Below are 25,032 nucleotides of genomic sequence, written 5' to 3'. Positions count from 1 at the left end.
GACCCTGAAGTCAGCCGCGAGCGCGGATCACCTGCAACAGCGGCAGCAAGGTCGCCATTTCGGGCCCGCGCTCCATCCCCGTCAGCGCTTTGCGCAGCGGCATGAACAGGCCTTTGCCCTTGCGGCCTGTGGCCTCTTTCACGGCCTTGGTCCATGTGCCCCAAGTTTCCCCATCGAATGGGCCTTCGGGCAGCAACGAGACAGCCTGAGCAATGAACTCACGGTCCTCGTCAGCGATCAGGGGTTCGGCCCCATCACGGCACAATTCCCACCATCCCTCCAGATCGCTCAGCGTCGTGATGTTTTCGCGCGCCATGGTCCAGAAAGGCTCGGCCAGTTCAGCAGGTACACCTGCTTTAGCAACGGCATCGGCCACATCGGTCAGCGGCAGCGATTGTAGATGCTTCGCAGTCAGCGGGAACAGGTCCTGCACGTCGAACTTGGTTGGGGCTGCACCGAAGCGTGTAACATCAAAGCCGTCGATCAACTCTGCCATATCCGAGCGCAGCTCAACCGGATCTGACGACCCCAGACGCGCCATCAGACTCAGTAAGGCCATTGGCTGCACGCCCTGCTCTCGCAGATCGCGCAAGGCCAGAGTGCCCAAGCGTTTCGACAACGCCTCTCCCTGCGGGCCAGTCAGCAACGAGTGGTGCGCAAAACGCGGACAGGTCCCGCCCAAGGCCTCGATGATCTGAATCTGCGTTGCGGTGTTGGTGACATGGTCCGAGCCGCGCACGACATCGGTTACGCCCATCTCGGTGTCATCGACCACAGAGGCAATCGTATAGAGAACCTGACCATCGCCCCGGATCAGCACCGGGTCGGATACTGAAGCTGCATCGATCGAGATGTCGCCCAAAATGCCATCGTTCCATTCGATACGCTCGTGGTTCAGTTTGAACCGCCAGACGCCATTGCCACGCTCAGCGCGCAGGGCTTCTTTCTCGGCATCGCTGAGGTTCAGCGCTGCACGGTCATAGACCGGCGGCTTGCCCATGTTCAGTTGCTTCTTGCGCTTGAGGTCCAGCTCGGTGGGCGTCTCGAACGCCTCATAGAACCGGCCCATCTCGCGCAGCTTATCGGCGGCCTCGGCGTAGCGGTCCAGACGCTCCGACTGTCGCTCAACCCGGTCCCAATGCAGGCCCAACCACTCCAGATCCTGCTTGATCGCGTCGACATATTCTTCCTTAGACCGCTCGGGATCGGTGTCATCAATGCGCAGAATGAACGTACCGCCAGCCTTGCGGGCGATCAGATAGTTCATCAGGGCGGTGCGCAGGTTGCCCACATGGATGTAACCGGTGGGCGACGGGGCAAAACGGGTCGTGGTCATGGAAGTCTCCTGTTGGCGCGGCTCATCTCACATGGGCGCGATTTTGTCCAGCAGGGGCTTTCAGGTCGGTTCAACCGGCCAAATGCCATCTAAGCGTTCGAGCCCGGCTTTGATGAGTTCACGAAGCACGTCGAGATCAATATCCGGTAGTTTATTCACATAGAGGCAGGATTTACCCAGCTTGTGCTTGCCCAGTCTCGATAAGATATCTCCGAAGTCGGCATACCCTGGCATGATGTAGATGGAATGCGCCGCCTTGCGCGGAGAGAACCCAGTTGCGAGAAAGTCGCCCTCGCGCCCTGACGCATAGCGATAATGATATCGACCATAGCCAATGATCGACGGGCCCCACATTACTGGCGCATAACCTGTGGTTTCACGAAACAGCCTGTCCAGCACGTGCGCCTCATCCGCCTTGCGGGTCGGCTGAATACTCGCCAGAAAATCAGCAACGTTTTGCCCTGTGGGTACAGTTTTATTCGCAGATCGCGGCATGAACAAAAATTAACACGTAATGTTCAACCACGCAGCCCATATAACAGTGCCATAGTATGGCCACAGGCCCAGACTGACCTAATTCACTCAAACATGCTCTGACAGGGAGAACGACCATGACCATCAGATTGACTCGCCGGGCGGCGCTTGGAACGGTTGCGGCTCTGCCGCTTGCGGCAGCTACGTCGCCTGTTCTGGCCGCAGGTACCGAGACCAAAGCCAACTCTACAATAGCAAAATCGTTTCAACTGGGCGATTTCACCGTCACCACCTTGTTGGATGGCAGCCTGCCTCGTGATGGTGCGCAAGACATTTTCGGCGGCGGCGCCTCGGATGAAGATTTCGCCCGTGTATCGGCTGACAACTTCATCTCGCCAGATGTTGCGCAGTTCTTCTTCACACCAACGCTGGTTAATACGGGGTCCGAGATGATCCTGTTTGATACTGGGCTTGGCCAAGGTGGAATTCAGGCCGCGCTGGCCGACGCCGGCGTAACGCCTGATCAGATCGATGTGGTGGTCATTACCCACATGCATCCCGATCATATCGGTGGTATGACAACCAATGATGCCGCGACTTTTGCCAATGCGCGTTATGTAACAGCAGCACCCGAATACGACTTTTGGTCAGCGCAAGACGCGGGCAACCGAGTGGGTGATATGGTTGCAGCCAAAGTCACCCCGATGGCAGAGAAGATGACCTTTATCGGGGATGGTGGTGAAGTCGCATCCGGCGTCACCGGTATGGCAGCGTTTGGTCATACTCCGGGCCATATGGTCTATCACCTAGAAAGTAACGGTCAGCGTCTGGTCCTGACGGCGGATCTTGCAAATCACTATGTCTGGTCATTTGCACATCCTGAATGGGAAGTGCGATTCGACATGGACAAAGCCGCTGCAACGGAATCGCGCCGGAATGTGCTGGGCATGTTGGCTGCGGACAAAGTGCCTATGATCGGCTATCACATGCCTTTCCCAGCCGCTGGGTATGTCGAATCCCGTGGCGACGGGTTCCGGTTCGTGCCGGTCAGCTATCAAATGATGGGTTAGAGGCTAAAAACCAGCATCCGGCCGCACTTTTGACCCATCCGTGAAACGGGACAGGCGAAAGGCGGTCGGATCAACGCAAGGCGTGCTTTCCGTAACAAGGTCCGCCACTAATCGACCGGCGGCAGGACCGATGCCAAAACCGTGGCCAGAGAAACCGGTCGCAATATGCAGGCCCTGCACCGCGTCCACTTTCGAGATGACCGGGATCGCATCCGGGGTCACATCGATCAGGCCGGCCCAGCTTTGCACGATCTCCGCACTATCAAGCGCAGGCAACGCCTTGCGGGCGTTGGCCCACGCCCTTCGCAACACTTTCTGGGAAGGTTCCGGGTCGAGTACTCGGCAATGTTCAAACGGTGTCACATCGGTCGGCAGCCAGCTTCGGTCTTCATTCGCCTCGACCATCCAGCGTCTCGAAAGGCGAAACCTTAAGGACCGCCACTCTTGCCGGAATGCGGGCAGAAACTGCAACCCGAGTCGGAAACTGTCAGGAACGATGTCCACTGTATTCTCGTGACCCGAAGCTATGGTGTATCCCCCGTCCGAGCGCTTTCGAATGGCAAAATCATCACTCCAAAGCGACACCTCTGGCCCTTCTGCAACCGGAGAGGTCCGCATGACCGTATTGAGCACTTTGAGCTGTGGCAGAGCGATTCCAGCGTTCCCCGCAAACAGCCGAGACCAGGCTCCGCCTGCAAGTACGACTTGACTACACCTTACGCGGCCGCGTTCGGTGAAAACACCTGCGATCCGGCCCGCAGCAACATCGACACTTCGCACCGCGCATTGCGTCATGATCGCGGCCCCACGGTCGCGCGCCGCCTCGGCGATTGCGGGGGCCGCCCATTGCGGCTCGGCCCGCCCGTCCTGCGGCATGTAAAGCGCTGAGCGCAGTTTCATACTGTTATCCAAAAGCAACCCGCCCAGTTCAGGGCCGGATACCATGCGAGCACCTGTTTGCAGCCCTTCAACATGGTCCAGCCATCGCGTCAGGTTTTCATCGTCTCGTGCGCCAGATGCGCCAAACACGATTCCTGATTGAACATAGCCTGTGGCGCGTCCCAATCGCGCATCCAGCCCTTGCCAGATTCTAAGCGCCTCTTGCATCAGGGGGATCTCGCGCGGATCACGTGTCCCAAGGCGCACCCAGCCCCAATTGCGCGAGCTTTGCTCGCCCGCAATCCGGCCCTTCTCGCACAACAGAACGGAAACACCTCGCTCAGCAAGCTCGAAGGCAGCCGAAGCCCCGATGATTCCACCACCTATGACGACAACATCTACGTGTTTGGGAAGTGTGAGATCAGATTCGACGGGTGTCGGTGTGGGGCCTGGCATTAACCGCTCGGTGCTCGTTCATCGGAGCGACATCCAGCCTGAAGGCGATTTCACTGGCAATGTAGAAATCGGTTGGTCCCGGGCAATTGCCGGAACCTGTGGCCAATTGGCCAATGCGCGGCGAATTACGCCGCGCAGATGCGTTCAGATTACGCCGCCCCGGAAAGTTGCGCCCATTTCTGGCGCAGTACCGTGCTGAGCTTGGGATCGGACTTTGATGCAAGCGATTCCTGTGGCTGCAACACCGGAAATTCCGATCGCAACGGAACCGGGCCTGCCACCACGCCGGGCGTCGGCTCTTCCTGGCTCATAATGTCTGCAATCGCAGCATCCAGCGCCTGTTCATCCAACTTGCGCGGCGCTGATTCCATAGGCTTCAACTGCAACGGAGAATGAAGCGGCTTATCGTATCCATTCATCATTTGACCACCAATACCTTTACTGACATCCCAAACACGGATGCCTTTTCCCAGTTCCACAATCCCGGTCATCGGCTCTGAAAATGGCAGGCCAACCTACCGGATTGCGTCACATCCGCCCCATATGAGGCAGACCCCTGTCGTAAATGTGGCAAAAAAAGGACGCGCGTACAAGCGAAACATAGTCTTTTCATCGCACAACTGGCTGAAATGGATAAACAAACTGCCGCAGAAATCCGCATTACCATGCACTTTCGAAACAATGGTAAATTCTTCAATCAGAGCGGTGCTTACGTTCTATCCCGCCAGCGATTTACAATCGGATAGCGGCGATCCAGCCAGAAGGCCCGCGGTGTCAACCGTGTGCCAGGCGCGGACTGGAAGCGCTTGTATTCACTAATGTAAATCAGATGTTCGACCCGCCGGGCCTCGGCCTCGTCAAATCCGGCTGCAACGCAGTCGGCGATTGAGCCATCCTGATCCACCAAAATATCAAGAATCGCATCGAGAACGGGGTAGTCCGGCAGGCTGTCGCTGTCTTTCTGGTCTTCACGCAATTCAGCACTTGGCGGCTTGTCGATCACCGAAGGGCGTATGACCTCACCCTCGGGACCCATCATCCAGTCGCGATGATTGGCGTTGCGCCAGCGGCAGGTCTCGAACACGCGAGTTTTGTACAGATCTTTGATCGGGTTATAGCCACCGTTCATGTCACCATAGATAGTGGCGTAGCCGACTGCGACCTCGGACTTGTTGCCGGTGGTCAGCAGCATCTCGCCAAACTTGTTCGAGATCGCCATTAGCAGAAGACCGCGCAGGCGAGACTGGACATTTTCTTCGGTCAGGTCCTCATTCCGCCCTGCAAAAAGCGGAGCCAAAGTGTTGGTTACCGCTGCGCGTCCCTCAGAGATCGGCACAAAGTCGTAGTGCACGCCCAGCGCCTTGGCGACGGCTTCGGCATCATCCAAAGAACTTTGGCTTGTATATTCCGAAGGCAGCATTACGCAGCGTACATTTTCCGCACCGATCGCATCCACGGCTATTGCGGCCACCAGCGCCGAGTCGACGCCGCCCGACAACCCCAGCACAGCTTGGCCAAACCCCGTCTTGCCCATGTAATCGCGCAGAGATTGCACCATCGCGCGATAGTCCTGCTCCCATTCGTCGGGTTGCGGCACGACTTCACCAGCCACAATACGCCATCCGTCATCTTGGCGCGACAGATCGATATGGCTGACGGCCTCATCGAAGACGGGCATGCGGAACGCAAGCTCTCCACCCGGGTTCAATCCAAACGTAGCACCGTCGAAAACCTGATCATCCTGCCCGCCGACCATGTTCAGGTAGATTACCGGCAGACCCGTTTCGACCGTGCGAGCCACCATGTGGTTCAACCGGATATCGTATTTGTTTCGAAAATAGGGCGAGCCGTTGGGGATCAGCAGAAACTCGGCCCCGGTTTCTTCCAGTGTCTCGGCGACATCCTCGTGCCAGCCATCCTCGCAAATAGGGCTGCCGATACGAACATTTCCAACCGCATAAGGGCCGCCCATAGGACCCGCATCATAAAGGCGTACTTCATCAAAGACGGTTTCATTGGGCAAATGATGTTTAAGAACTTTGCTGACAATCCGCCCACCTTTAAGGATCAGGTAGGCGTTGTAAAGCTTCCCATCTTCAACCCAAGGACCGCCGATGGCCAACGCCGGGCCGCCGGCACAGTCTTCAGCCAACGCCTGCACCGCATTCATCGCGGCCCGATGAAACGCGGGCTTCATCACCAGATCCTGGGTATTGTAGCCGGTTATGAACATCTCGGGCAGCGCCACAAGATCAGCCTGCGCCGCGCGCCCTTGCTGCCAGGCTGCAGCAGCCTTGGCGGCATTACCGTCGATATCCCCAACCGTTGGGTTCAATTGCGCCAGAGTGATGCGGAAACGATCGGCCATTTTTGCCCTCTTGCCCTCATGTCTTTCAGGGATTTAGCAGATCACACCGCGAGTGAAAGGCAAATGCGCCAAAAGCCGTTGCTCTGCCCTCGGCGGTATCTTAGTTTTGCGCCAACACAAACACCGCAGGCAGGTACAAAAATGAAAGCGATCCGCACATCCCTTACCGCTGCAACGCTTACAATGCTGGCGTCTTTTGCTATCGCCCAACAGGACGGTCAGATTGTCATCGCTGATGATGATGTCGGAGGTGTCTACGAGGGCACGTTCGAAAACGGGCTGCGCCATGGCACCGGCACTTACCGCCTGCCGAACGGTTTTGAATATTCCGGTCAATGGGTCGAGGGCGAGATTCAAGGACAAGGCACCGCGCGCTACGCCAATGGCTCTGTCTATGAAGGGACATTCACCAAGGGCCAACCAGAAGGGCGCGGCAAAATCGTCTATTCTGATGGCCAGTCCTATGAGGGCGAGTGGGCCAACGGCACGATAAACGGTACCGGTATCGCGACATATTCCAACGGCTCGCGATACGAGGGCGGCTTCAAGGACGCCAGATATCACGGTCACGGCGTGCTGACCGGCCCGGATGGCTCGGTTTATGAGGGCGACTGGGTAAACGGCCAGAAAACCGGCAGCGCCAAGATCACCTACGCCGATGGAAGTACCTATGAGGGCGACTTGAATGGCGGGCAACGGCATGGTCAGGGTAGTCAGGTCTGGGTCGACGGCATGACTTATGCTGGGTCCTGGGCCAACGACCAGATGGCCGGAACAGGCCGTTTGGTTCAACCAAACGGAGATGTCTACGAAGGCGAAATGGTCGAAAATCGCCGACAGGGCAAAGGCAAATCCATCTATGCCAACGGTGCGACCTATGAAGGCGACTATGCTGATGACCAGCGCCATGGTCAGGGCACCTATAGTGGTAGCGACGGATTTGCGTACACAGGCGCCTGGCAAAAGGGCCAGATTGAGGGCCTGGGTGAGATGCTCTATCCCGATGGTTCGGTCTATATCGGCGACTTTCTAGATGACCTGCCTCATGGCAAGGGGCAAACGACATACCCCGACGGATCAGTTTACGACGGCAACTGGATCGCCGGGATTTTTGAGGGCACCGGCACGGCAACCTATCCCAACGGAACGGCTTATACGGGCCAGTTCAAAAACGCCCGCTTCGACGGCAAAGGTATTCTGACCTTTGCAAATGGCTATCGCTATGATGGCGATTGGGTAGACGGTGTCCGACAGGGCAAGGGCAAGGCTACGTTTCCGGACGGGATCATTTACGAAGGCGATTTTCTGAATGGCAAGCGTCACGGCAAGGGAACACTGACCCGACCGGGCGGATACAGCTACACAGGCGACTGGGCCGACGGCAAGATCACTGGCTTTGGAACCGCCACCTATGAGACCGGGGATGTCTATGAGGGCAATTTCCTGGAAAACAAACGCCATGGTGACGGCACGATGCGTTTCGCAGGCGGCGAGGTTGAGACCGGCGTCTGGGAAAATGACACGCTGGCGACCGAGACAGAGATTGCGCCCGAAACACCCGCTTCGAGCGCCGAAACCCCTGAGCCCGACTCTACCCCCGACGCGCCCGCCCCTGACGCGACGGACCCGGATACAAACGACGGCTAAATCAGCCCTACCAAGGCACGCGCTTACCAGCCCAATCGTAAAAACTGCCCGAGTCAGCTGGGGTGAGTCCATTGATGACGGACAGCAGATTGGCTGCGGCCTCATTGGGTTCAACAGCCGGGTGGCGGGCAAGGTACTTTTCGGTAAAGGCCGTTTTGACTGTTCCGGGGTGCAAAGCGACACAAACGGCCTGTTTGTGCGTGCGCGCCAATTCGATGGCAGCCGTATGTACTATCTGATTCACAGCCGCCTTGGCCGCACGATAACTGACCCACCCACCCAGCCGGTTGTCCCCGATTGAACCAACTCGGGCCGACAGCACGGCGATCACCGATCTGCGGTCGCGTGGCAGCAGGCGGTGCACGTGCTTTAACACCAAGGCCGGACCAACTGCGTTCAGCGCGAACTGGTCCATCATCGCCTTCGCGGACAAGGTGCGCATAGATTTTTCCGGACCCATACCGTTAATCTCAAGCGCCCCTGAGGCCACCATGATCAGATCAAACGGATCAGAAAGGGACGCCAGCATACGCTCGGCGCCATCCGGGTCAGTCAGGTCAAACCCATCCGTTGATCTGGCCAGTCGGGTGACTTTGACACCATCCGTTGTCAGGTGATCGTTCAAAGCGCGCCCGATACCGCCAGAAGCTCCGATGATTAATGCAGTTTTCATGCTCGAGAAGTTAGCCGAAAGCTTCATCGCTTCAACTCCACCGTCAATTTTGTTCCCCCGTAAATTTCCCGCTTTTCATTCGCCGCGCGCCCTGTATAAGCTGATCCCCATGATCAACCGCGCAGATATCGCTTTTGCAAACGCCGCACCCAGCGGCGCGTTGCTGCGTGGTCTACTGATCCTAATCCGCCTCTGAGCGTGCCATCCGGCGCGCCCGCTCAGAGGAGGACGCCCGCGCGCCAAGAGGCTTTAGGACAGAAGAAGAAAGAGAACCCCATGACAAACGTGACCGACCAAGACCGAGTCGTGATCTTCGACACCACCTTGCGCGACGGCGAGCAGAGCCCCGGCGCGACCATGACCCACAACGAAAAGCTCGAAATTGCCGAGCTTCTGGATGAGATGGGCGTCGACATCATCGAAGCCGGATTCCCCATTGCATCGGAAGGCGACTTCAAAGCGGTGTCCGAGATCGCCGAGCGCTCGAAGAACAGCCGCATCTGTGGTCTGGCCCGCGCCAATTTCGCCGATATCGATCGGTGTTGGGAGGCGGTGAAACACGCCGAGAAGAACCGGATCCACACCTTTATCGGAACCTCTCCGCTGCACCGGGCGATACCAAATCTGACGCAAGACGAGATGGCCGACAAGATCCACGAAACGGTCAGCCACGCGCGCAACCTTTGCGAAAACGTGCAGTGGTCGCCGATGGATGCGACCCGGACCGAATGGGATTATCTGTGCCGTGTGATCGAGATTGCAATCAAGGCTGGCGCCACCACGATCAATATCCCCGATACTGTCGGTTATACTGCCCCGGTCGAGTCTGCAGATCTGATCAAGCGCCTGATCGAGACGGTTCCCGGCGCGGATGAGGTAATCTTTGCCACCCACTGCCACAACGACCTTGGCATGGCGACAGCAAACTCTCTGGCAGCGGTCGCAGGTGGTGCGCGTCAGATCGAATGCACCATAAACGGGTTGGGTGAACGCGCAGGCAACACCGCGCTGGAAGAAGTTGTGATGGCGTTGCGCACACGCAACGACATCATGCCGTGGCATACTGGCATCGACACCACCAAGATCATGCATATTTCACGCCGGGTCGCGACCGTGGCCGGATTTCCGGTGCAGTTCAACAAGGCCATCGTTGGAAAGAACGCATTTGCCCATGAAAGCGGCATCCATCAGGATGGCATGCTGAAGAACCGCGAAAACTTCGAGATCATGCGCCCTGAAGACATTGGGCTCTCTGGCACCTCTTTGCCGCTGGGCAAGCATTCGGGCCGCGCTGCGCTGCGCGATAAGCTCGAAACGCTGGGGTATGAGGTTGGTGACAACCAGCTCAAAGACATTTTTGTGCGCTTCAAGGATCTGGCCGACCGCAAGAAAGAAGTCTTTGACGATGACCTCATCGCGTTAGTGAGCGTCGACGACGAAGCGGACGATCATCTTCAACTGGTGTCGATGAAAGTGACCTGCGGTACCGGAGGTCAGGCCGAAGCGACGGTCGAGCTGGAGGTAGAGGGTGCAGACAGGATCGCCACGGAAAACGGTGACGGCCCAGTCGACGCAACCTTCCGGGCGATCCGGGCGATCTATCCCAACACTGCGCGGCTGCAACTGTATCAGGTGCATGCGGTAACCGAAGGTACGGACGCGCAAGCCACGGTTTCGGTCCGTCTGGAAGAGGATGGTATGATCGCCACCGGTCAGTCTGCAAATACAGATACGGTGGTTGCGTCGGCCAAAGCCTATATCCACGCGCTGAACCGCCTGATCATGCGTCGTGAAAAGGCTGGTCCGGGAGCAGATACACGCGAGATCAGCTACAAAGACCTGACCTGATTGAAGGGTAAGGCGAATGGCTCCCGCGCCCGCGGCGGCCCGGCTTCGCCGACCCTTCTTGGGTTTTGGGCCCGGCAGCGCGCCACTGGCGCGCTGCCGGGCCCAACGCGTTTGACGGCATCTTTGATGCGGGCAAACAGGACGGGAGCTTTCCCTGTGTAATTCTTGCTTATCAAAGCTGAGCGAACAGCTCCGACAAGCGGCGCGTTTCGTCTTCGATCCCGAAGGGTGCATTCAACATGAACATACCTGATCCGACCATGCGATGACCTTCCCGCGCCGGAGGGAACGTCACCTCATGGCAAATCGTTTTGGGATATCCAGCGGATTTCAGAGACGAAATCATAGCCTTGTGACGTGCATCCGTCAGGATTGGATACCAAAGTGCGATCACACCCACATTCCATTTGCGGTGCAGCTTCGCGATCACCCCAGGCAAACGGTCATACTCGGCTTTCACTTCATAACTGGGATCGATCAGCATCATGCCCCGCCTCGGGGTCGGAGGCAGCAACGATTGGGCCAACTCAAGCCCATCCTGCCGATAGACCTTCGCCCCGAAAGGAGACAGCGCCAGTGAAAGTGCCGTATGTTCCTGCGGATGCAGCTCGGCGAAATGCAGGCTATCCTGTTTTCGCAGCAGGTTGGCCGCAATCAGGGGTGAACCGGGATACGCTTGCACGCCGTGACTGGCCTGTATGGTATCCAGCACCCGCGCCATTGGATGATCGGAATCAAACCAACCTTCGCGCCTGACGCGCCCGATCCCGGCGACAGCTTCACCCGTTCGAACCGCCTCAGCCGCGTCAAGGTGATATAGTCCACGCCCGGAGTGCGTTTCGATATAGCTGAGGGGTTTGTCCTTTTGGGTCAAATAACGCAGCGTCCACGCCAATAAAGCGTGCTTTTGCACATCAGCCAGATTTCCAGCGTGGTAAATGTGTTGATATGAGAGCATTATGCCTTCTAAAGTCTCCATCAATAAGGCGGAAAGGTACTGATTGTCGCGGAATCAGCCCTTTAACCGGGCGAGTTGGCACCCTATAAGGCATCCGACCCGGAACCGTCGAGTCGCGGGCAGTGGAAATTCTGACAAACGGGATCGGGGAAATATGGGCATCTTTGGCAATCTGGGCGGCCTGTTCACAGCCGACATGGCTATCGACCTTGGAACAGCTAACACGCTGGTTTATGTCAAAGGGCGCGGAGTGATCCTGTCTGAGCCCTCGGTCGTTGCCTACCACGTCAAGGATGGGGTCAAGAAAGTCCTTGCTGTTGGCGAGGACGCCAAGCTGATGTTGGGCCGGACCCCCGGCTCCATTGAAGCCATCCGTCCGATGCGCGAGGGTGTCATCGCGGACTTCGATACCGCCGAAGAGATGATCAAGCATTTTATCCGCAAGGTGCATAAACGCTCAACCTTCTCGAAACCCAAGATCATCGTTTGCGTCCCTCATGGCGCAACCCCGGTTGAAAAACGCGCAATCCGCCAGTCGGTTCTGTCTGCAGGCGCGCGCCGCGCGGGCCTGATTGCCGAACCGATTGCCGCTGCGATTGGTGCAGGAATGCCGATCACCGATCCAACCGGCAACATGGTTGTGGATATCGGCGGCGGGACCACCGAGGTTGCGGTTCTGTCGCTGGGCGACATCGTCTATGCCCGCTCAGTCCGCGTTGGTGGCGACCGGATGGATGAGGCGATCATCTCGTACCTGCGGCGTCAACAGAACCTGCTGGTGGGTGAATCAACTGCGGAACGGATCAAGACCACCATCGGTACCGCACGGATGCCAGACGACGGGCGTGGCCAGTCGATGCATATTCGCGGGCGCGACTTGTTGAATGGTGTACCGAAGGAAATCGAGATCAGTCAGGCTCAGGTGGCCGAAGCACTGTCTGAACCCGTGCAGCAGATTTGCGAGGCGGTGATGACAGCTCTGGAAACCACGCCGCCCGATCTGGCGGCTGATATCGTGGACCGGGGTGTTATGCTGACCGGAGGCGGAGCTTTGCTGGGCGATCTGGATCTGGCGCTGCGCGAGCAGACCGGTTTGGCAGTTTCTATTGCTGATGAAAGCCTGAATTGTGTGGCTTTGGGCACGGGCAAAGCACTCGAATACGAAAAACAACTGCGCCACGCGATTGACTACGAAAGCTAAGGCGCGCACCCTGATGGGGTGAGAACTCGGGCACGAGCAGCACGGGAAGGTAACCTGTGGGAAAGGACCGATCACAGCGCGATGAATACACGACACCCCTGCGCCGATTGCTTCTGGGGATCGTTGTTCTGTGCCTGCTTGGTATTTTCCTCGTCTGGCGCATTGACAGCCCGCGCGTCGAACGGTTCCGCGCGCAGGTGGTGGACACGGTTGTCCCCTCGATGGAGTGGGCGATGGTTCCGGTCACTGTGCTGGTGAACCTGTCTCGTGATTTCCAAAGCTATCAGCGGCTGAGCGAGCAGAACCAGGAATTGCGCAGCGAGCTGCGCCTGATGCGCGCCTGGAAAGAGGCCGCGCTGCAGCTGGAACAGGAAAACGCCCGACTGCTGGATCTCAACAACGTACGGCTCGATCCGCGCCTGACCTATGTCACAGGAGTTGTGATGGCCGATAGCGGCTCACCCTTCAGGCAATCTGTGCTGTTGAACGTAGGCGAGCGTGACGGGATAGTGGATGGCTGGGCCACGATGGATGGGATCGGCGTGGTCGGACGTATTTCGGGCGTGGGCCCCGATACCGCCCGCGTAATTCTGATGACCGATGCCTCAAGCGCGATCCCGGCGACAATCCAACCTTCGGGGCAGACGGCGCTGATCGCAGGTGACAATACTTCGGCCCCTGCAGTGGAGTTTCTGGAAAACCGGGAACTCGTGCGCCCTGGTGACCGGGTTGTCACGTCGGGCGATGGCGGTGTGTTCCCCGGTGGCTTGCTGATCGGTCAAATTACGGTTGATCCCGGTGGCAGGCTGCGTGTGCGGCTATCGGCGGATTTCGAGCGGCTCGAGTTTCTGCGCGTACTGCGCTATCAGTCGGCCCCACCGATCACGGAATCCGGTGATATCGTCGGCCCCCGTCAACCCGAAGCATCCTTGACCCCATCCGAGGTCAATGATGGATAGGTCGGTCTCAGATCTGTGGGCCAAGCGCGGTCTCTATGTCGCGCTGGCGGTATTTGTGGTGTTTCTGCACCTGTTGCCGCTGGATACAAAACCTGATCGCCTGCCCTTTCCTGACATACTGATCGCTCTTACTTACGCTTGGGTTTTGCGGCGGCCGGAATATATTCCGATCCTGATCATTGCCATCGTCATGTTCATGGCCGATCTGCTTTTGCAACGCCCACCCGGGTTGCTTGCTGCGTTGGTGGTTCTGGGTGCAGCCTATCTGCATTCCGCTGCGGCTGGCATGAGAGACAGTGGGTTTGTGGGCGAATGGGCAACCGTCGGGGCAGTGATCACGGTTGTGTTTGTGCTCAATCGACTCATTCTTGCTATCCTCTCGGTGCAACAGGCAACTCTGGGACCGGTAGTGGTGCAAGTTATTCTGACAATCGCAATCTATCCTGTGATGGTTTTGATGAGCCAAACTGTGTTTGGCGTAAGGCGCAAATCTGTTGCCGACAGCACGATGCCACGGGTGCGGCCATGAAGCAGCGCAAACCAAAGCCCAAGGGCCTTGCTTACAAACGTTTGCCGCGCCGCGCCTTGATCCTCGGTGGGCTACAAGCGGCCTTTATCGGGGGGCTGGCAGCCCGGATGCGGTTCATGCAGGTGGATCAAGCGGATGAATACCGTCTGCTGGCCGAAGAAAACCGGATCAACATCCGTCTGATCCCACCAACCCGGGGCCGGATATATGACCGGAACGGGCAGATCATAGGATTAAACTCTCAGTCCTATCGCATCGTCATCGTGCGCGAGGATGCAGGCGATATCGACAAGGTTATCGCCAAGCTTTCGGAACTGATCCCATTGACCGAGGATGAGATCCAACGTGCCAAAACCGAGATGCGTCGCTCGGCACCGTTTCTGCCAGTCACGCTGGCTGATCAGGTAACTTGGGAAGATATTTCAAAAGTCGCAGTCAATGCCCCTGCTTTGCCTGGCGTCACGCCCGAGGTCGGCATGACGCGCCAGTATCCGCGTTACGAGGATTTTGCCCACGTCGTCGGCTATGTCGGCCCGGTCAGCGATTACGATCTAAGCCAAATTGAAGACCCTGAACCGGTACTACGTATCCCGAGGTTTCAGATCGGTAAGGTCGGGCTGGAAGCCAAGCAAGAGATCACCTTGCGCGGCAAGGCGGGCGCCAAGCGGGTTGAGGTCAACGCCACAGGCCGGGTGATGCGCGAGCTGGACCGTCAGATCGGCGAAGCCGGGGCGGATCTGCAGCTGTCAGTTGACGCCAACCTGCAGCAATACGCGCAGGCGCGTTTGGCTGGGGAAAGCGCCGCTGCGGTCGTGATCGATTGCGAAACCGGCGACATCCGCGCCATCAGCTCGGCCCCCAGCTTCGATCCGAACCTGTTCGTGCGTGGGATCTCGGTGGCGGACTATCAGATGCTAACGCAGGACAAGTATCGCCCGCTTGCCAATAAAACGGTGCAGGGCACCTACCCTCCTGGATCGACTTTCAAAATGATTACCGCCATGGCTGCGCTCGAAGCCGGGGTGATCAGCCCTTCCAGCACGGTGTACTGTCCGGGTCACATGAAAGTGGGCAGCCGCCGCTTTCACTGCTGGAAACGCGGCGGGCACGGGACGGTTGACCTTGAAACTTCGCTGAAGCGCAGTTGCGACGTCTACTATTACGACGTGGCAATACGCGTCGGGATCGACAGGATTTCCGAGATGGCACGCACCTTCGGACTGGGTATCAAACATGACATTCCGATGTCTGCCGTTGCTGCCGGGCTTGCCCCCAATCAGGAATGGAAGCAGCGGGTTCACGGACAGGACTGGCTGGTAGGCGACACCGCAAACGCGTCGATCGGTCAGGGGTTCATGCTTGCCTCACCGCTTCAATTGGCCGTGATGACCGCGCGTTTGGCGACAGGTCGCGCCGTGCAACCACGCCTTGTTCGATCAATCAATGGGGTTGAGCAACCCTCGGGCGCGGGTGAACCGCTGCAGGTGAACCGCAACAACCTTGAGCAAGTGCGCAAAGCCATGTTCACAGTCTCGAATAACAGGCGTGGCACCGCGTATCGCAGTCGCATCATCGCCGATGAGTTCCGCATGGCAGGCAAAACCGGCACCAGTCAGGTGCGCAATATTACCAAGGCAGAACGCGCCGCAGGTGTGATCCGAAACGAAGACCTGCCATGGGAGCGTCGAGACCACGCCCTGTTCGTCAGCTTCGCCCCCTATGACAATCCGAAATACGCTGTGGCTGTGGTGGTGGAACACGGCGGCGGCGGCTCCAAAGCCGCGGCCCCAGTGGCGCGCGATATCATGCTGCAGGCACTCTACGATGGCACGCCACCGCTCGAGGCGTATCCGGCCGGAGACCGAGAGCGCATCAAAGAACAACAGAAACGGCTGGAGGGTGACCGTCGCCCCAAAGCGCGTCCTGACGAGAAGGACCGCGCATGAGCTATCTTGAATATGCCGTCAAATCCACGCCGTCAGGGTTTCGCAAGTTCCTTTATATGAACTGGCCGCTCACCCTGTTGCTGATCAGCGTGGCAAGCGCGGGGTTCCTGATGCTCTACTCGGTCGCGGGTGGATCCTGGATGCCGTGGGCGGAACCGCAAATGGAACGGTTCGGTCTGGGCTTGGCAGCCATGTTTATCATCGCGCTTGTGCCTATCTGGTTCTGGCGGAACATGTCGGTTGTGGCCTATCTGGGCGCGATCGGTCTACTGATCGTGGTCGAACTGTTTGGAACGATCGGCATGGGGGCGCAGCGCTGGATTGATCTGGGCTTCATGCGGCTGCAACCCTCAGAAGTAATGAAAGTGGCGTTGGTGATGGTGCTGGCCGCCTATTACGACTGGCTGCCGGCGCACAAAACCTCGCGCCCGCTCTGGGTGATTATCCCGGTCATTCTGATCCTGATCCCTACATTCATGGTGCTGCGCCAGCCCGACCTAGGCACATCGATCCTGTTATTGGCTGCTGGTGGTGGTCTGATGTTCCTTGCCGGGGTGCATTGGGCCTATTTCGCTGCCGTGATTGCAGCGGGGGTTGGCCTGATTGCTGCAGTGTTCAACAGCCGAGGGACTGAATGGCAGTTGCTCAAAGATTACCAGTTCCGACGCATCGATACGTTTCTGGATCCTTCAACCGATCCGTTGGGAGCGGGATATCACATCACGCAATCGAAGATCGCTCTGGGTTCGGGGGGCTGGAATGGGCGCGGTTTCATGCAGGGAACGCAATCACGTCTTAACTTCCTGCCCGAAAAACACACCGATTTCATCTTCACCACCTTGGCTGAAGAGTTCGGCTTTGTCGGCGGCATCACACTGTTGATCCTTTACGGTCTGATCCTGATCTTCTGCATGGTCACGGCGCTGTCGACCAAGGATCGTTTCTCGTCTCTGGTGACACTTGGGATCGCGCTGAATTTCTTCCTGTTCTTTGCCGTCAATATGTCGATGGTGATGGGGCTGGCCCCAGTGGTCGGAGTACCGCTGCCGATGGTCAGTTATGGCGGCTCGGCCATGCTGGTCCTGATGGCCGCCTTTGGCATCGTTCAAAGCGCCCATATACATCGTCCCCGCTGAAAGGTTTCCCATGCCCGTGAATGTCCTGTTTTCCGCGCGCCCTGAGTTGTGGCCCGAGTATGAAGCTCTGATGCATCAATACTTGTCGGACGCAGGGCTAGATTTTCATCTGGCCACGGACATCCCTGCCGGTCAGGTCGACTACATCGTTTACGCCCCGAACGGAGGGGTGCAGGATTTCACCCCCTTTACACGGCTCAAGGCGGTGCTGAGCCTCTGGGCGGGGGTTGAGAAAATCTCGGGTAATGAAACCTTGACCGTTCCGCTGGCGCGTATGGTTGACGGGGGGTTAACGCAAGGCATGACGGAATGGGTGGTGGGCCATGTGCTGCGCTATCACCTTGGGATGGACCAACACATTACGTTACAGGATGGGGTCTGGACACCTGATGCGCCACCACTGGCCCAGCAACGCACCGTCTGCATCTTGGGTTTGGGCGCATTGGGTGAGGCATCGGCCCACGCGTTGGCAGCGTTGAATTTCCATGTCATCGGTTGGAGCCGTACCGCCAAGACTATTCCCGGCGTGACCTGCCTGCATGGTAAGGACGGGCTGCGCGATGCACTGTCCCAGGCCGAGATAGTGGTTTTGCTGCTGCCAGATACTCCGGCGACCGAAAACACGCTCAACGCCGAAACACTGGCGCTGTTGCCGAAAGGGGCCAAGATCATCAATCCGGGTCGCGGGCCGCTTATCGATGATGAGGCCCTGCTGGCCGCGCTGAATTCAGGGCAGGTCGGGCACGCCACGCTGGATGTCTTCCGCACCGAACCCCTGCCGACCGAGCATCCCTATTGGGCACATCCCAATGTGACGGTGACGCCACATATAGCCTCGGAAACCAGACCTGTTACCGCAGCTCAGGTGATCTGCGAGAACATTCGCCGAGGTGAAGCGGGTGAACCCTTTCTCCACCTCGTTGACCGAAAGCTTGGGTACTAGGCCGCGATCAGCCCGCGGCCTTTCAGCAAGGCTTCGACGCCAGGCAGACGTCCACGGAAGGCCAGATACAGCTCTTCCGCCTCGCGGGATCCGCCAGTTGACAGGATGTGTTCCTCCAGTGCCTTGGCGCGTTCGGGATCAAACGCACCGCCCGCTTCTTCAAAGGCAGCAAAGGCGTCGGCATCCATGACTTCGGACCACATATAACTGTAATAGCCCGAGCTATAACCGTCGCCCGCAAAGACATGGGCGAAATGCGGGGTGGCGTGGCGCATTCCAATGGCCCGAGGCATGCCGATTTCGGCCAGCACCTCGGCCTGTTTCTCCATCGGATCAGCGGGGGCAGCCCCCTCATGAAACGCCAGATCGACCAGGGCCGAAGCAACATATTCCACCGTCTGGAACCCCTGATCGAAATTGGCGGCCTGTAGCACCTTCTGCAACATCTCCTGCGGCATCGATGCGCCCGTTTCGGCATGAGTGGCGAACTCAGCCAATATCTCGGGCACTTCCAGCCAATGTTCGTAAAGCTGGCTGGGCAGTTCAACGAAATCACGCGCCACCGAGGTGCCCGAGATACTCTCATAGGTCACATTGGACAGCATCTGGTGCAGGGCATGGCCGAACTCGTGAAACAACGTTCGGGCGTCATCATAGGACAAAAGCGCTGGTTCACCTTTGGCAAAGTTACAGACGTTGATCACGACCGGAGCCTGTTCTTTCGGGTATTTCGCCTGCCCGCGCATTGCGCTGCACCATGCACCCGACCGTTTCGATCCGCGTGCAAAGTAGTCACCGATGAACACCGCAATATGCTGCCCGTCACGGGTCACCTCCCATGCACGGCAATCGGGATGATAGAGCGGCACATCAAGCGGCGCGAACTCCAGCCCGAACAGCCGTGTGGCGCAGGCGAAAGACGCCTCGATCATCCGGTCCAGTTGCAGGTACGGCTTCAGCGCCGCTTCATTGAGATCATGTTCGGCCTTGCGGCGTTTCTCGGCATAGTAGCGCCAATCCCACGCTTCCAGCGGGTCATTTACGCCCTCCTCTTGCATCATTGCCGTCAGCACCTCGGCATCTGCGTCGGCGCGGGATTTGGCGGGCTCCCACACATCCAGCAGCAACTCTCGCACGCGATCTGGTGTGCGGGCCATCTCGGTCTCAAGCTTGTAGGCGGCGAAGCTGGCATACCCCAGCAGCTTGGCGCGTTCTTCGCGCAGGCGCAGGATGTCCGCCGCAATCTCGCGGTTGTCGGTCTCACCTCCATTTGCCCCCCGTGCAGTCCATGCGCGATAAGCCTTTGCACGCAAATCCCGGCGGGGCGAGAATTGCAGAAAGGGCACGATAATCGACCGAGAGAGGGTCACCACCGGGCCATCCGCCCCCTTTTCCTGACCCGCTGCGCGCGCTGCATCGATAACAAAATCCGGCAAGCCTTGCAGGTCTTCTTCGGTCAAGTCCATGAACCAGTCGCGTTCATCCGCCAGCAAGTTCTGCGTGAAGGACGTGCCCAGAGACGCCAAACGGGCCTTGATCTCTTGCATTCTCGCATCGTCGGCGCCGGTCAACGCCGCCCCCGCCCGCACGAACCCGCGATGAGACAGCATCAAAACGCGCGCCTGTTCATCGGTCAGGTCCAGATTATCGCGCCGGTCCCATAAATCCGCCACCCGCTTAAACAGTGCTTTGTTTGATGAGATGCGCGAGTAGTGTGCCGCCAGTTTGGGCGAAAATTCGCGTTGCAGTTCTTCACGCTTGGGGTTGCTGTCCGCACCTGCAACGGTGAAAAAGACCGACAGAACCTTATCCATCTGCTCGCCTGTAGCCTCCAGCGCTTCGATCGTATTGGCGAATGTGGGCGTGTCCGGACTCGCTGCTATCGCCTCAATCTCGGCATCATGTGCGTGCATCGCCTGATCCAGCGCAGGGGCAAAGTCATCATCCGTGATCGTTGCAAAGGGCGCGATTTCGAAGGGCGTGTTCCAGTCGGACAGGATCGGGTTGGTCATTGAGGTCTCCTTTGACCTCATAGCTAAGACCGTCCGTCGAAATGATCCAGAGCTACCCGAGAATTTGAGCCCGCCTTAATGAGATGCCCCGCAGATCGGGCAATCGGTGCGACGCGCCAGGGTGATCTTGCGGCTTTCGCCGTATAGCGCATCGTAGATCAACATCTCACCTCGCAATGCCTGCCCGGCGCCGGTGATCACCTTGATCGCCTCAACCGCCATCATCGAGCCGACCACACCCGGCAGTGGGCCGATTACTCCAGCCTCGGCGCAAGAAGGCGCAAGGCCGGCGGCAGGCGCTTCGGGGAAAATGCACTGATAGCACGGGCCGGTTGTGGCGGGATCGAACACACTCAGCTGCCCTTCCCATTGCGAAAGCGCCCCCGAGATCAGCGGTTTGCCCAACGCAACGGCCGTTCGGTTGGCCAGGTAGCGGGTATCGAAATTGTCAGTGCCATCAAGGATCAAATCGAAATCAGCAAACAGATCTGTTGCAATCTCTTCAGTCAGACGGCGATGATAAGGCAAGACAATCACATTGGGATTCTGCGCCAACATAGACTGCTGGGCTGAAAACACCTTGGGCATACCGATATCAGCATCGCGGTGAATAACCTGCCGCTGCAGGTTCGCGTTCTCGACTTCGTCATCGTCGATAACACCGATGGTGCCCACCCCTGCGGCGCCCAGATATTGCAGGGCCGGCGCGCCAAGGCCCCCGGCCCCGATCACAAGCACCCGCGCCTGTTTCATTCGCTTCTGGCCGGGACCGCCCAGTTCACGCAGAACGATGTGGCGGGCATAGCGTTCAAGCTCGGTCTCGCTGAACTGATCGGATGGCTTGGCGGGCTCCGGCGTCTGGCCGGGCGCGGCGCGATTTCGCAACGCCTTCAAACCCCGCCCATAAAGTAGCACCAGCACAGCCGCTCCAGCAAGGATCAGCCACATCGCTGCCGACCCACCGGTCGCCTGACGCAACGGGTTTCCCTCAGGCAGCAGAAGTTGAGCAATAATCACGCCTGTCAAGAGCGCGCCAACAGAAACCAGCCGCGCGCTGCGCGACACCCCGGCAATATAGCCAACACCCCAAAGCCCGGCAGCAAGGATCAGAACCAGCAGCATCAGCCGCGCCCGGTCGAGCCGAACCCGCCCGCGCCGCGATCAGTCTCGGTCAGTGCCTCAACGTCCTGGAACATGGCCTGCACCACCGGTGCAACGATCAGTTGCGCGATACGTTCGCCATGCGCAATCTCGAACGGTTCCTGACCCGCATTCATCACGATCACGCCCAATGGCCCGCGATAGTCGCTGTCGATTGTACCCGGAGTGTTGGGCAAGGTGATCCCGTGTTTCAAGGCAAGGCCCGATCGTGGACGCACCTGAACCTCGAACCCCTGCGGAATTTCGATCCTAAGGCCTGTCGGTATCAGCGCACGACGGCCCGGTTCCAGAATAATAGACGTACCATCCGGCAGATTGGCGCGCACATCCGCCCCGGCAGCACCCGCGGTTTCGTATGAAGGCAATGGCACCAACGGGTCAGCCCCCTCCTCTCGGATCACGCGAATTGCCACCATACCTGTACCTCTTGTCTTTATGGCTGCTATCTGGTCAACGCGCCAGCGATCTTGGCTGCCAACCGCTTTGCCACATCATCCTTGCCCATACGCGGCCATTCTTCGGCACCTTGCTCTGAGATCAGGATCACCGCATTCTCAGAACCGCCCATGATACCTGTCGCGGGGCTGACATCATTCGCAACGATCCAGTCACAGCCCTTGCGGGCACGTTTGGCTGTAGCATGTTCGATCACGTTGTCTGTTTCGGCGGCAAAACCCACCACCAAAACGGGCCTGCCACTTCCCATTCGCGCAATGCGCTTCAAAATGTCGGGATTCTCGGCAAACTCTAGCGCGGGCACCCCGTCGCGGCTTTTCTTCAGCTTCTGGTCCGAGGCACTGGATACCCGCCAATCGGCCACTGCAGCTGCAAATACCCCCGCATCCACCGGAAGCGCTGCGTCGACCGCATCCGACATTTGCAGCGCGGTCTCTACACGCACGACCTTCACGCCGTCTGGAGGAGGCACGTCAGCCGGACCCGTGATAAATGTAACATCGGCCCCCAGCGCAGATAGCGCGCGTGCGACAGCTGTCCCCTGCGCGCCCGACGATCGGTTGGCGATGTAACGTACCGGATCAATTGGTTCATGTGTCGGGCCCGAGGTCACCAGAATACGTTTGCCAGCCAAAGGCCCATCCCCGAACTGCGCCTCGATCGCAGCTACAATTTCAAGTGGCTCCGACATGCGGCCCGGACCGTATTCACCGCAAGCCATATCGCCTTCGTTGGGGCCGACAAAACGCACGCCGTCTGCTTCCAGTTGCGCATGGTTACGCCGGGTTGCGGGATGCTCCCACATGCGGACATTCATCGCAGGCGCACACAGAACCGGCGTATCGGTCGCCATCAATAGGGTCGAGGCCAGATCATTAGCTAACCCGCCTGCCATCTTACCCATCAGATCGGCCGTTGCCGGAGCAACCACGATCAGATCAGCCGAACGGGAAAGCTGAATATGACCCATCTCAGCTTCATCGGTCAGATCAAAGATATCTCGATAGACCTTTTCACCGGCGAGGGCAGACACGGATAACGGAGTTACGAATTCTTCGGCAGCACGCGTCAAAACCGGCGTGACCGCCGCACCACGTTCCCGCAACCGCCGGATCAGGTCCAGCGACTTGTAGGCCGCAATCCCACCGCCGATAATCAGCAGAATACGTTTCGATGACAGCATGGCTCGCCCTTCCCGTCCCGGTCGGCCCTGACATTAGGCAACGCTGGCGGGCAGTTCCAGCAGTTAATTCTGCACCTCAAAGGCTTTGCAGGGGTCTTCTCGCTCGACTGTGGGGCTATCGATAACAGCATCAAAATCCCCGCTCACGACCCCATCTTCGGATTGTCCAAGTACAAAGACCTTCAAACCGGGGCGCAGTCGCGACAGAAAAGTCGGAATTCCGCGATCCTTACGGGCATGGCCATTGCCAGTGATGACCGCGACAGGCCCACCAGTTTCGTCGGTGGCGCGCAGAATGGCTCGGGTCAACACAGCGTCCCTCAGACGTTGAATGGCTACCATTTGCGGTAGAACTTCAGCGGGCAATGCGTCGCAATGTGCCGCCAGTTGATCAGCCTCGCGTGCGGCTTGATCTTCATCCGACAGGGGTACAGTCAATCCATATCTGGCCGCATCAGCCCCCAACGCTGTGGCCGCCCCGCGTTCCATAGCAGCGCGGGCCGCTTCACGCGGAACCATCGCGCCATACACCGGCACATCCGCGGCCTGAAAAATGGGGTAGTACATTCTGAGAGGCGGCCAGCCGGATTCTGCCCAGCGCAGAATTCGGGACAGCTCCTCGGGATTGGTTGCCGCTTTTTGAGCCAACCGCTGAGCACCTTCTTCGGTCACCATTTCCCAGACAACCGCCGTGGGTGTGATTGCCTCAACTGCTTCGGCTTGGACCAGATGATGCTGAGGGTTGTCATGTATCTCGCCCAGAATGACGACATCCGCGGCCCGCATGTCGGCCAACACGTCCTGAGGGATAAATTCAGCAGCTCGAACCGTTTGAGGCAAAGTGGCGAGCAACACAAAAGCTGTAAGAATCGCAAGAGGTTTCATGCGAAGAAGTGTTGCACCTCGCGCGATTGCGCTTCAAGGTTCTTGCGCATCTTTGTGAACGCTGCCGCCTCGAGCTGGCGCACACGCTCTTTCGACAGGCCAAGCTCTTTCCCAAGACTTTCCAGCGTCCGGGCAGGCTCACGCAGTTTTCTTTCGCGAACGATAAACCGCTCGCGATCGTTCAAAGCTTGCATCGCCGCCACCAGCCATTCGCGCAGTTGCTGGTTGTCGTGGCTGTTCTCTACTACCTCGGCGGCTTGTTCGCTGTCATCTTCCAGCGCATCAATCCACTCGCGCCCGTCCTCATCTGCAGACTGCACCGCATTCAGCGAGAAATCGGACCCTGCCAGACGGCCTTCCATCATCTCGACATCACGCAGCGGGACTCCGATTTCGGCGGCAATCTTCTGATGCAACTGATGGCGATCCAGCTCCAGCCCCTCAGTCGCGGCTTCGCGCTCCAGACGCGCCTGTACCCGACGCATGTTGAAGAACAGCGATTTCTGGGAAGAGGTCGAACCAGTGCGCACCATCGACCAATTGCGCATCACGTAATCCTGAATGCTGGCCTTGATCCACCACACTGCATACGTTGAAAACCGCACACCCCGATCCGGATCGAACTTGTCGGCGGCTTTCATCAAGCCCAGTCCCGCCTCCTGAATCAGATCATTCATCGGCGCGCCGTAGCGTTTGAATTTCGCCGCCATTGATATCGCCAGCCGCATATAAGCCGTAATGAGGCGGTGCAGCGCCTGCTCATCGCGTTCGTCGCGCCAGGCATAGGCCAGTTTCAATTCAGTCTCCGCATCCAGCAGCTCGGCCTTCATTGCCTGCCGGGACATCGAAAAATCATGTGCGTTGTCGAGTGCCATGCAATTCTCCCCTTTTATCACAGGCGGTGGGCCGGGC

At 58.3% G+C, this 25,032-nt stretch carries 23 protein-coding genes; 10 read left to right on the top strand and 13 right to left on the bottom strand.

The window, feature by feature from the left end; all coding sequences use genetic code 11:
* Nucleotides 1-10: 10 nt before the first annotated feature.
* Together gltX and ACR0AY_RS13655 are read right to left on the bottom strand one after the other, a co-directional pair.
* Nucleotides 11-1,336, bottom strand: coding sequence for a glutamate--tRNA ligase (gene gltX, locus ACR0AY_RS13660; protein ID WP_170395918.1), 1,326 nt, complete (start codon nucleotides 1,334-1,336; stop codon nucleotides 11-13).
* A 60-nt stretch (nucleotides 1,337-1,396) separates the two neighbouring features.
* Nucleotides 1,397-1,831, bottom strand: coding sequence for a DUF1801 domain-containing protein (locus tag ACR0AY_RS13655; protein WP_170514021.1), 435 nt, complete (start codon nucleotides 1,829-1,831; stop codon nucleotides 1,397-1,399).
* Nucleotides 1,832-1,947: 116 nt separating this feature from the next.
* Between ACR0AY_RS13655 and ACR0AY_RS13650 the strand changes: the two genes are divergently transcribed.
* The gene (locus ACR0AY_RS13650; RefSeq protein WP_170395914.1) at nucleotides 1,948-2,880 is read left to right on the top strand and encodes an MBL fold metallo-hydrolase; all 933 of its coding nucleotides are present in this window, start codon (nucleotides 1,948-1,950) and stop codon (nucleotides 2,878-2,880) included.
* A gap of 3 nt (nucleotides 2,881-2,883) precedes the next feature.
* Here ACR0AY_RS13650 and ACR0AY_RS13645 read toward each other — a convergent pair whose 3' ends face one another.
* The 3 genes from ACR0AY_RS13645 to ACR0AY_RS13635 form a co-directional block, all read right to left on the bottom strand.
* Nucleotides 2,884-4,215 carry an NAD(P)/FAD-dependent oxidoreductase gene (locus ACR0AY_RS13645; protein ID WP_170566385.1) on the bottom strand — a complete coding sequence of 444 codons (1,332 nt, stop codon included), beginning with the start codon at nucleotides 4,213-4,215 and terminating at the stop codon, nucleotides 2,884-2,886.
* Between the two features lie 149 nt (nucleotides 4,216-4,364).
* Nucleotides 4,365-4,706, bottom strand: coding sequence for a hypothetical protein (locus ACR0AY_RS13640; RefSeq protein WP_170514012.1), 342 nt, complete (start codon nucleotides 4,704-4,706; stop codon nucleotides 4,365-4,367).
* A 218-nt stretch (nucleotides 4,707-4,924) separates the two neighbouring features.
* Nucleotides 4,925-6,583 (bottom strand): NAD+ synthase, encoded by a 1,659-nt coding sequence (locus ACR0AY_RS13635; RefSeq protein WP_170514009.1) that lies wholly within the window; start codon nucleotides 6,581-6,583, stop codon nucleotides 4,925-4,927.
* A gap of 141 nt (nucleotides 6,584-6,724) precedes the next feature.
* On the opposite strand from ACR0AY_RS13635, the gene ACR0AY_RS13630 reads away from it, so the two are divergent.
* Nucleotides 6,725-8,230, top strand: coding sequence for a 2-isopropylmalate synthase (locus ACR0AY_RS13630; RefSeq protein ID WP_170514006.1), 1,506 nt, complete (start codon nucleotides 6,725-6,727; stop codon nucleotides 8,228-8,230).
* Nucleotides 8,231-8,237: 7 nt separating this feature from the next.
* Here ACR0AY_RS13630 and ACR0AY_RS13625 read toward each other — a convergent pair whose 3' ends face one another.
* Entirely contained in the window at nucleotides 8,238-8,903 is a 666-nt protein-coding gene (locus ACR0AY_RS13625; RefSeq protein ID WP_170514164.1) for an SDR family NAD(P)-dependent oxidoreductase, read from the bottom strand.
* On the opposite strand from ACR0AY_RS13625, the gene ACR0AY_RS13620 reads away from it, so the two are divergent.
* Together ACR0AY_RS13620 and ACR0AY_RS13615 are read left to right on the top strand one after the other, a co-directional pair.
* The gene (locus ACR0AY_RS13620) at nucleotides 8,884-9,099 is read left to right on the top strand and encodes a hypothetical protein (RefSeq protein WP_170423793.1); all 216 of its coding nucleotides are present in this window, start codon (nucleotides 8,884-8,886) and stop codon (nucleotides 9,097-9,099) included. The two genes, ACR0AY_RS13625 and ACR0AY_RS13620, sit on opposite strands and share 20 nt — an antisense overlap.
* 80 nt (nucleotides 9,100-9,179) lie before the next feature.
* Nucleotides 9,180-10,751 (top strand): 2-isopropylmalate synthase, encoded by a 1,572-nt coding sequence (locus ACR0AY_RS13615; RefSeq protein WP_170514003.1) that lies wholly within the window; start codon nucleotides 9,180-9,182, stop codon nucleotides 10,749-10,751.
* 172 nt (nucleotides 10,752-10,923) lie between these two features.
* Here ACR0AY_RS13615 and ACR0AY_RS13610 read toward each other — a convergent pair whose 3' ends face one another.
* Nucleotides 10,924-11,709, bottom strand: coding sequence for a 23S rRNA (adenine(2030)-N(6))-methyltransferase RlmJ (locus ACR0AY_RS13610; RefSeq protein ID WP_170514000.1), 786 nt, complete (start codon nucleotides 11,707-11,709; stop codon nucleotides 10,924-10,926).
* A 154-nt stretch (nucleotides 11,710-11,863) separates the two neighbouring features.
* Here ACR0AY_RS13610 and ACR0AY_RS13605 point away from each other — a divergent pair, with 154 nt between their 5' ends.
* The 6 genes from ACR0AY_RS13605 to ACR0AY_RS13580 are packed head-to-tail and all read left to right on the top strand — an operon-like array spanning nucleotide 11,864 to nucleotide 18,423.
* Nucleotides 11,864-12,910, top strand: a complete 1,047-nt coding sequence (locus ACR0AY_RS13605; RefSeq protein WP_039523195.1) for a rod shape-determining protein — start codon at nucleotides 11,864-11,866, stop codon at nucleotides 12,908-12,910.
* Between the two features lie 56 nt (nucleotides 12,911-12,966).
* Entirely contained in the window at nucleotides 12,967-13,869 is a 903-nt protein-coding gene (mreC, locus tag ACR0AY_RS13600) for a rod shape-determining protein MreC (RefSeq protein WP_480454271.1), read from the top strand.
* Nucleotides 13,862-14,398, top strand: coding sequence for a rod shape-determining protein MreD (locus ACR0AY_RS13595; RefSeq protein ID WP_480454269.1), 537 nt, complete (start codon nucleotides 13,862-13,864; stop codon nucleotides 14,396-14,398). The genes mreC and ACR0AY_RS13595 overlap by 8 nt, the downstream gene beginning before the upstream one ends.
* The gene (mrdA, locus tag ACR0AY_RS13590) at nucleotides 14,395-16,344 is read left to right on the top strand and encodes a penicillin-binding protein 2 (RefSeq protein ID WP_480454267.1); all 1,950 of its coding nucleotides are present in this window, start codon (nucleotides 14,395-14,397) and stop codon (nucleotides 16,342-16,344) included. The genes ACR0AY_RS13595 and mrdA overlap by 4 nt, the downstream gene beginning before the upstream one ends.
* Nucleotides 16,341-17,480 carry a rod shape-determining protein RodA gene (rodA, locus tag ACR0AY_RS13585; protein ID WP_170395892.1) on the top strand — a complete coding sequence of 380 codons (1,140 nt, stop codon included), beginning with the start codon at nucleotides 16,341-16,343 and terminating at the stop codon, nucleotides 17,478-17,480. Before mrdA ends, rodA begins: the two co-directional genes overlap by 4 nt.
* A 10-nt stretch (nucleotides 17,481-17,490) precedes the next feature.
* Nucleotides 17,491-18,423 carry a 2-hydroxyacid dehydrogenase gene (locus ACR0AY_RS13580; RefSeq protein WP_170513991.1) on the top strand — a complete coding sequence of 311 codons (933 nt, stop codon included), beginning with the start codon at nucleotides 17,491-17,493 and terminating at the stop codon, nucleotides 18,421-18,423.
* On the opposite strand, the gene ACR0AY_RS13575 is transcribed toward ACR0AY_RS13580, so the two are convergent.
* The 6 genes from ACR0AY_RS13575 to ACR0AY_RS13550 all read right to left on the bottom strand — a co-directional run bounded on the left by ACR0AY_RS13575 (nucleotide 18,420) and on the right by ACR0AY_RS13550 (nucleotide 24,995).
* Nucleotides 18,420-20,435 carry a M3 family metallopeptidase gene (locus ACR0AY_RS13575; RefSeq protein WP_170513988.1) on the bottom strand — a complete coding sequence of 672 codons (2,016 nt, stop codon included), beginning with the start codon at nucleotides 20,433-20,435 and terminating at the stop codon, nucleotides 18,420-18,422. The two genes, ACR0AY_RS13580 and ACR0AY_RS13575, sit on opposite strands and share 4 nt — an antisense overlap.
* Nucleotides 20,436-20,510: 75 nt before the next feature.
* Entirely contained in the window at nucleotides 20,511-21,557 is a 1,047-nt protein-coding gene (locus tag ACR0AY_RS13570; RefSeq protein ID WP_170513985.1) for a molybdopterin-synthase adenylyltransferase MoeB, read from the bottom strand.
* Nucleotides 21,557-22,012: a dUTP diphosphatase gene (gene dut / locus ACR0AY_RS13565; RefSeq protein WP_170395884.1), complete on the bottom strand. Its 456-nt coding sequence runs from the start codon at nucleotides 22,010-22,012 to the stop codon at nucleotides 21,557-21,559. Before dut ends, ACR0AY_RS13570 begins: the two co-directional genes overlap by 1 nt.
* Nucleotides 22,013-22,038: 26 nt before the next feature.
* Nucleotides 22,039-23,235, bottom strand: coding sequence for a bifunctional phosphopantothenoylcysteine decarboxylase/phosphopantothenate--cysteine ligase CoaBC (gene coaBC, locus ACR0AY_RS13560; RefSeq protein WP_170395882.1), 1,197 nt, complete (start codon nucleotides 23,233-23,235; stop codon nucleotides 22,039-22,041).
* A 63-nt stretch (nucleotides 23,236-23,298) separates the two neighbouring features.
* Nucleotides 23,299-24,120 carry a ChaN family lipoprotein gene (locus tag ACR0AY_RS13555; RefSeq protein ID WP_170395880.1) on the bottom strand — a complete coding sequence of 274 codons (822 nt, stop codon included), beginning with the start codon at nucleotides 24,118-24,120 and terminating at the stop codon, nucleotides 23,299-23,301.
* A complete protein-coding gene (locus ACR0AY_RS13550) occupies nucleotides 24,117-24,995 on the bottom strand; it encodes an RNA polymerase factor sigma-32 (RefSeq protein WP_170423772.1) in 879 nt (292 codons plus the stop codon). Before ACR0AY_RS13550 ends, ACR0AY_RS13555 begins: the two co-directional genes overlap by 4 nt.
* Nucleotides 24,996-25,032 lie beyond the last annotated feature (37 nt).

This window comes from Ruegeria sp. A5, assembly GCF_056543005.1.
This window is presented reverse-complemented; position numbering and strand designations above follow the sequence as displayed.

Coding starts and splice junctions, on each gene's coding strand:
- gltX (WP_170395918.1), bottom strand. CDS start 1,336: ATGACCACGACCCGTTTTGCCCCGTCGCCCACCGGTTACATCCATGTG.
- ACR0AY_RS13655 (WP_170514021.1), bottom strand. CDS start 1,831: ATGCCGCGATCTGCGAATAAAACTGTACCCACAGGGCAAAACGTTGCT.
- ACR0AY_RS13650 (WP_170395914.1), top strand. CDS start 1,948: ATGACCATCAGATTGACTCGCCGGGCGGCGCTTGGAACGGTTGCGGCT.
- ACR0AY_RS13645 (WP_170566385.1), bottom strand. CDS start 4,215: ATGCCAGGCCCCACACCGACACCCGTCGAATCTGATCTCACACTTCCC.
- ACR0AY_RS13640 (WP_170514012.1), bottom strand. CDS start 4,706: ATGACCGGGATTGTGGAACTGGGAAAAGGCATCCGTGTTTGGGATGTC.
- ACR0AY_RS13635 (WP_170514009.1), bottom strand. CDS start 6,583: ATGGCCGATCGTTTCCGCATCACTCTGGCGCAATTGAACCCAACGGTT.
- ACR0AY_RS13630 (WP_170514006.1), top strand. CDS start 6,725: ATGAAAGCGATCCGCACATCCCTTACCGCTGCAACGCTTACAATGCTG.
- ACR0AY_RS13620 (WP_170423793.1), top strand. CDS start 8,884: ATGATTAATGCAGTTTTCATGCTCGAGAAGTTAGCCGAAAGCTTCATC.
- ACR0AY_RS13625 (WP_170514164.1), bottom strand. CDS start 8,903: ATGAAAACTGCATTAATCATCGGAGCTTCTGGCGGTATCGGGCGCGCT.
- ACR0AY_RS13615 (WP_170514003.1), top strand. CDS start 9,180: ATGACAAACGTGACCGACCAAGACCGAGTCGTGATCTTCGACACCACC.
- ACR0AY_RS13610 (WP_170514000.1), bottom strand. CDS start 11,709: ATGCTCTCATATCAACACATTTACCACGCTGGAAATCTGGCTGATGTG.
- ACR0AY_RS13605 (WP_039523195.1), top strand. CDS start 11,864: ATGGGCATCTTTGGCAATCTGGGCGGCCTGTTCACAGCCGACATGGCT.
- ACR0AY_RS13595 (WP_480454269.1), top strand. CDS start 13,862: ATGGATAGGTCGGTCTCAGATCTGTGGGCCAAGCGCGGTCTCTATGTC.
- mrdA (WP_480454267.1), top strand. CDS start 14,395: ATGAAGCAGCGCAAACCAAAGCCCAAGGGCCTTGCTTACAAACGTTTG.
- rodA (WP_170395892.1), top strand. CDS start 16,341: ATGAGCTATCTTGAATATGCCGTCAAATCCACGCCGTCAGGGTTTCGC.
- ACR0AY_RS13580 (WP_170513991.1), top strand. CDS start 17,491: ATGCCCGTGAATGTCCTGTTTTCCGCGCGCCCTGAGTTGTGGCCCGAG.
- ACR0AY_RS13575 (WP_170513988.1), bottom strand. CDS start 20,435: ATGACCAACCCGATCCTGTCCGACTGGAACACGCCCTTCGAAATCGCG.
- ACR0AY_RS13570 (WP_170513985.1), bottom strand. CDS start 21,557: ATGCTGCTGGTTCTGATCCTTGCTGCCGGGCTTTGGGGTGTTGGCTAT.
- dut (WP_170395884.1), bottom strand. CDS start 22,012: ATGGTGGCAATTCGCGTGATCCGAGAGGAGGGGGCTGACCCGTTGGTG.
- coaBC (WP_170395882.1), bottom strand. CDS start 23,235: ATGCTGTCATCGAAACGTATTCTGCTGATTATCGGCGGTGGGATTGCG.
- ACR0AY_RS13555 (WP_170395880.1), bottom strand. CDS start 24,120: ATGAAACCTCTTGCGATTCTTACAGCTTTTGTGTTGCTCGCCACTTTG.
- ACR0AY_RS13550 (WP_170423772.1), bottom strand. CDS start 24,995: ATGGCACTCGACAACGCACATGATTTTTCGATGTCCCGGCAGGCAATG.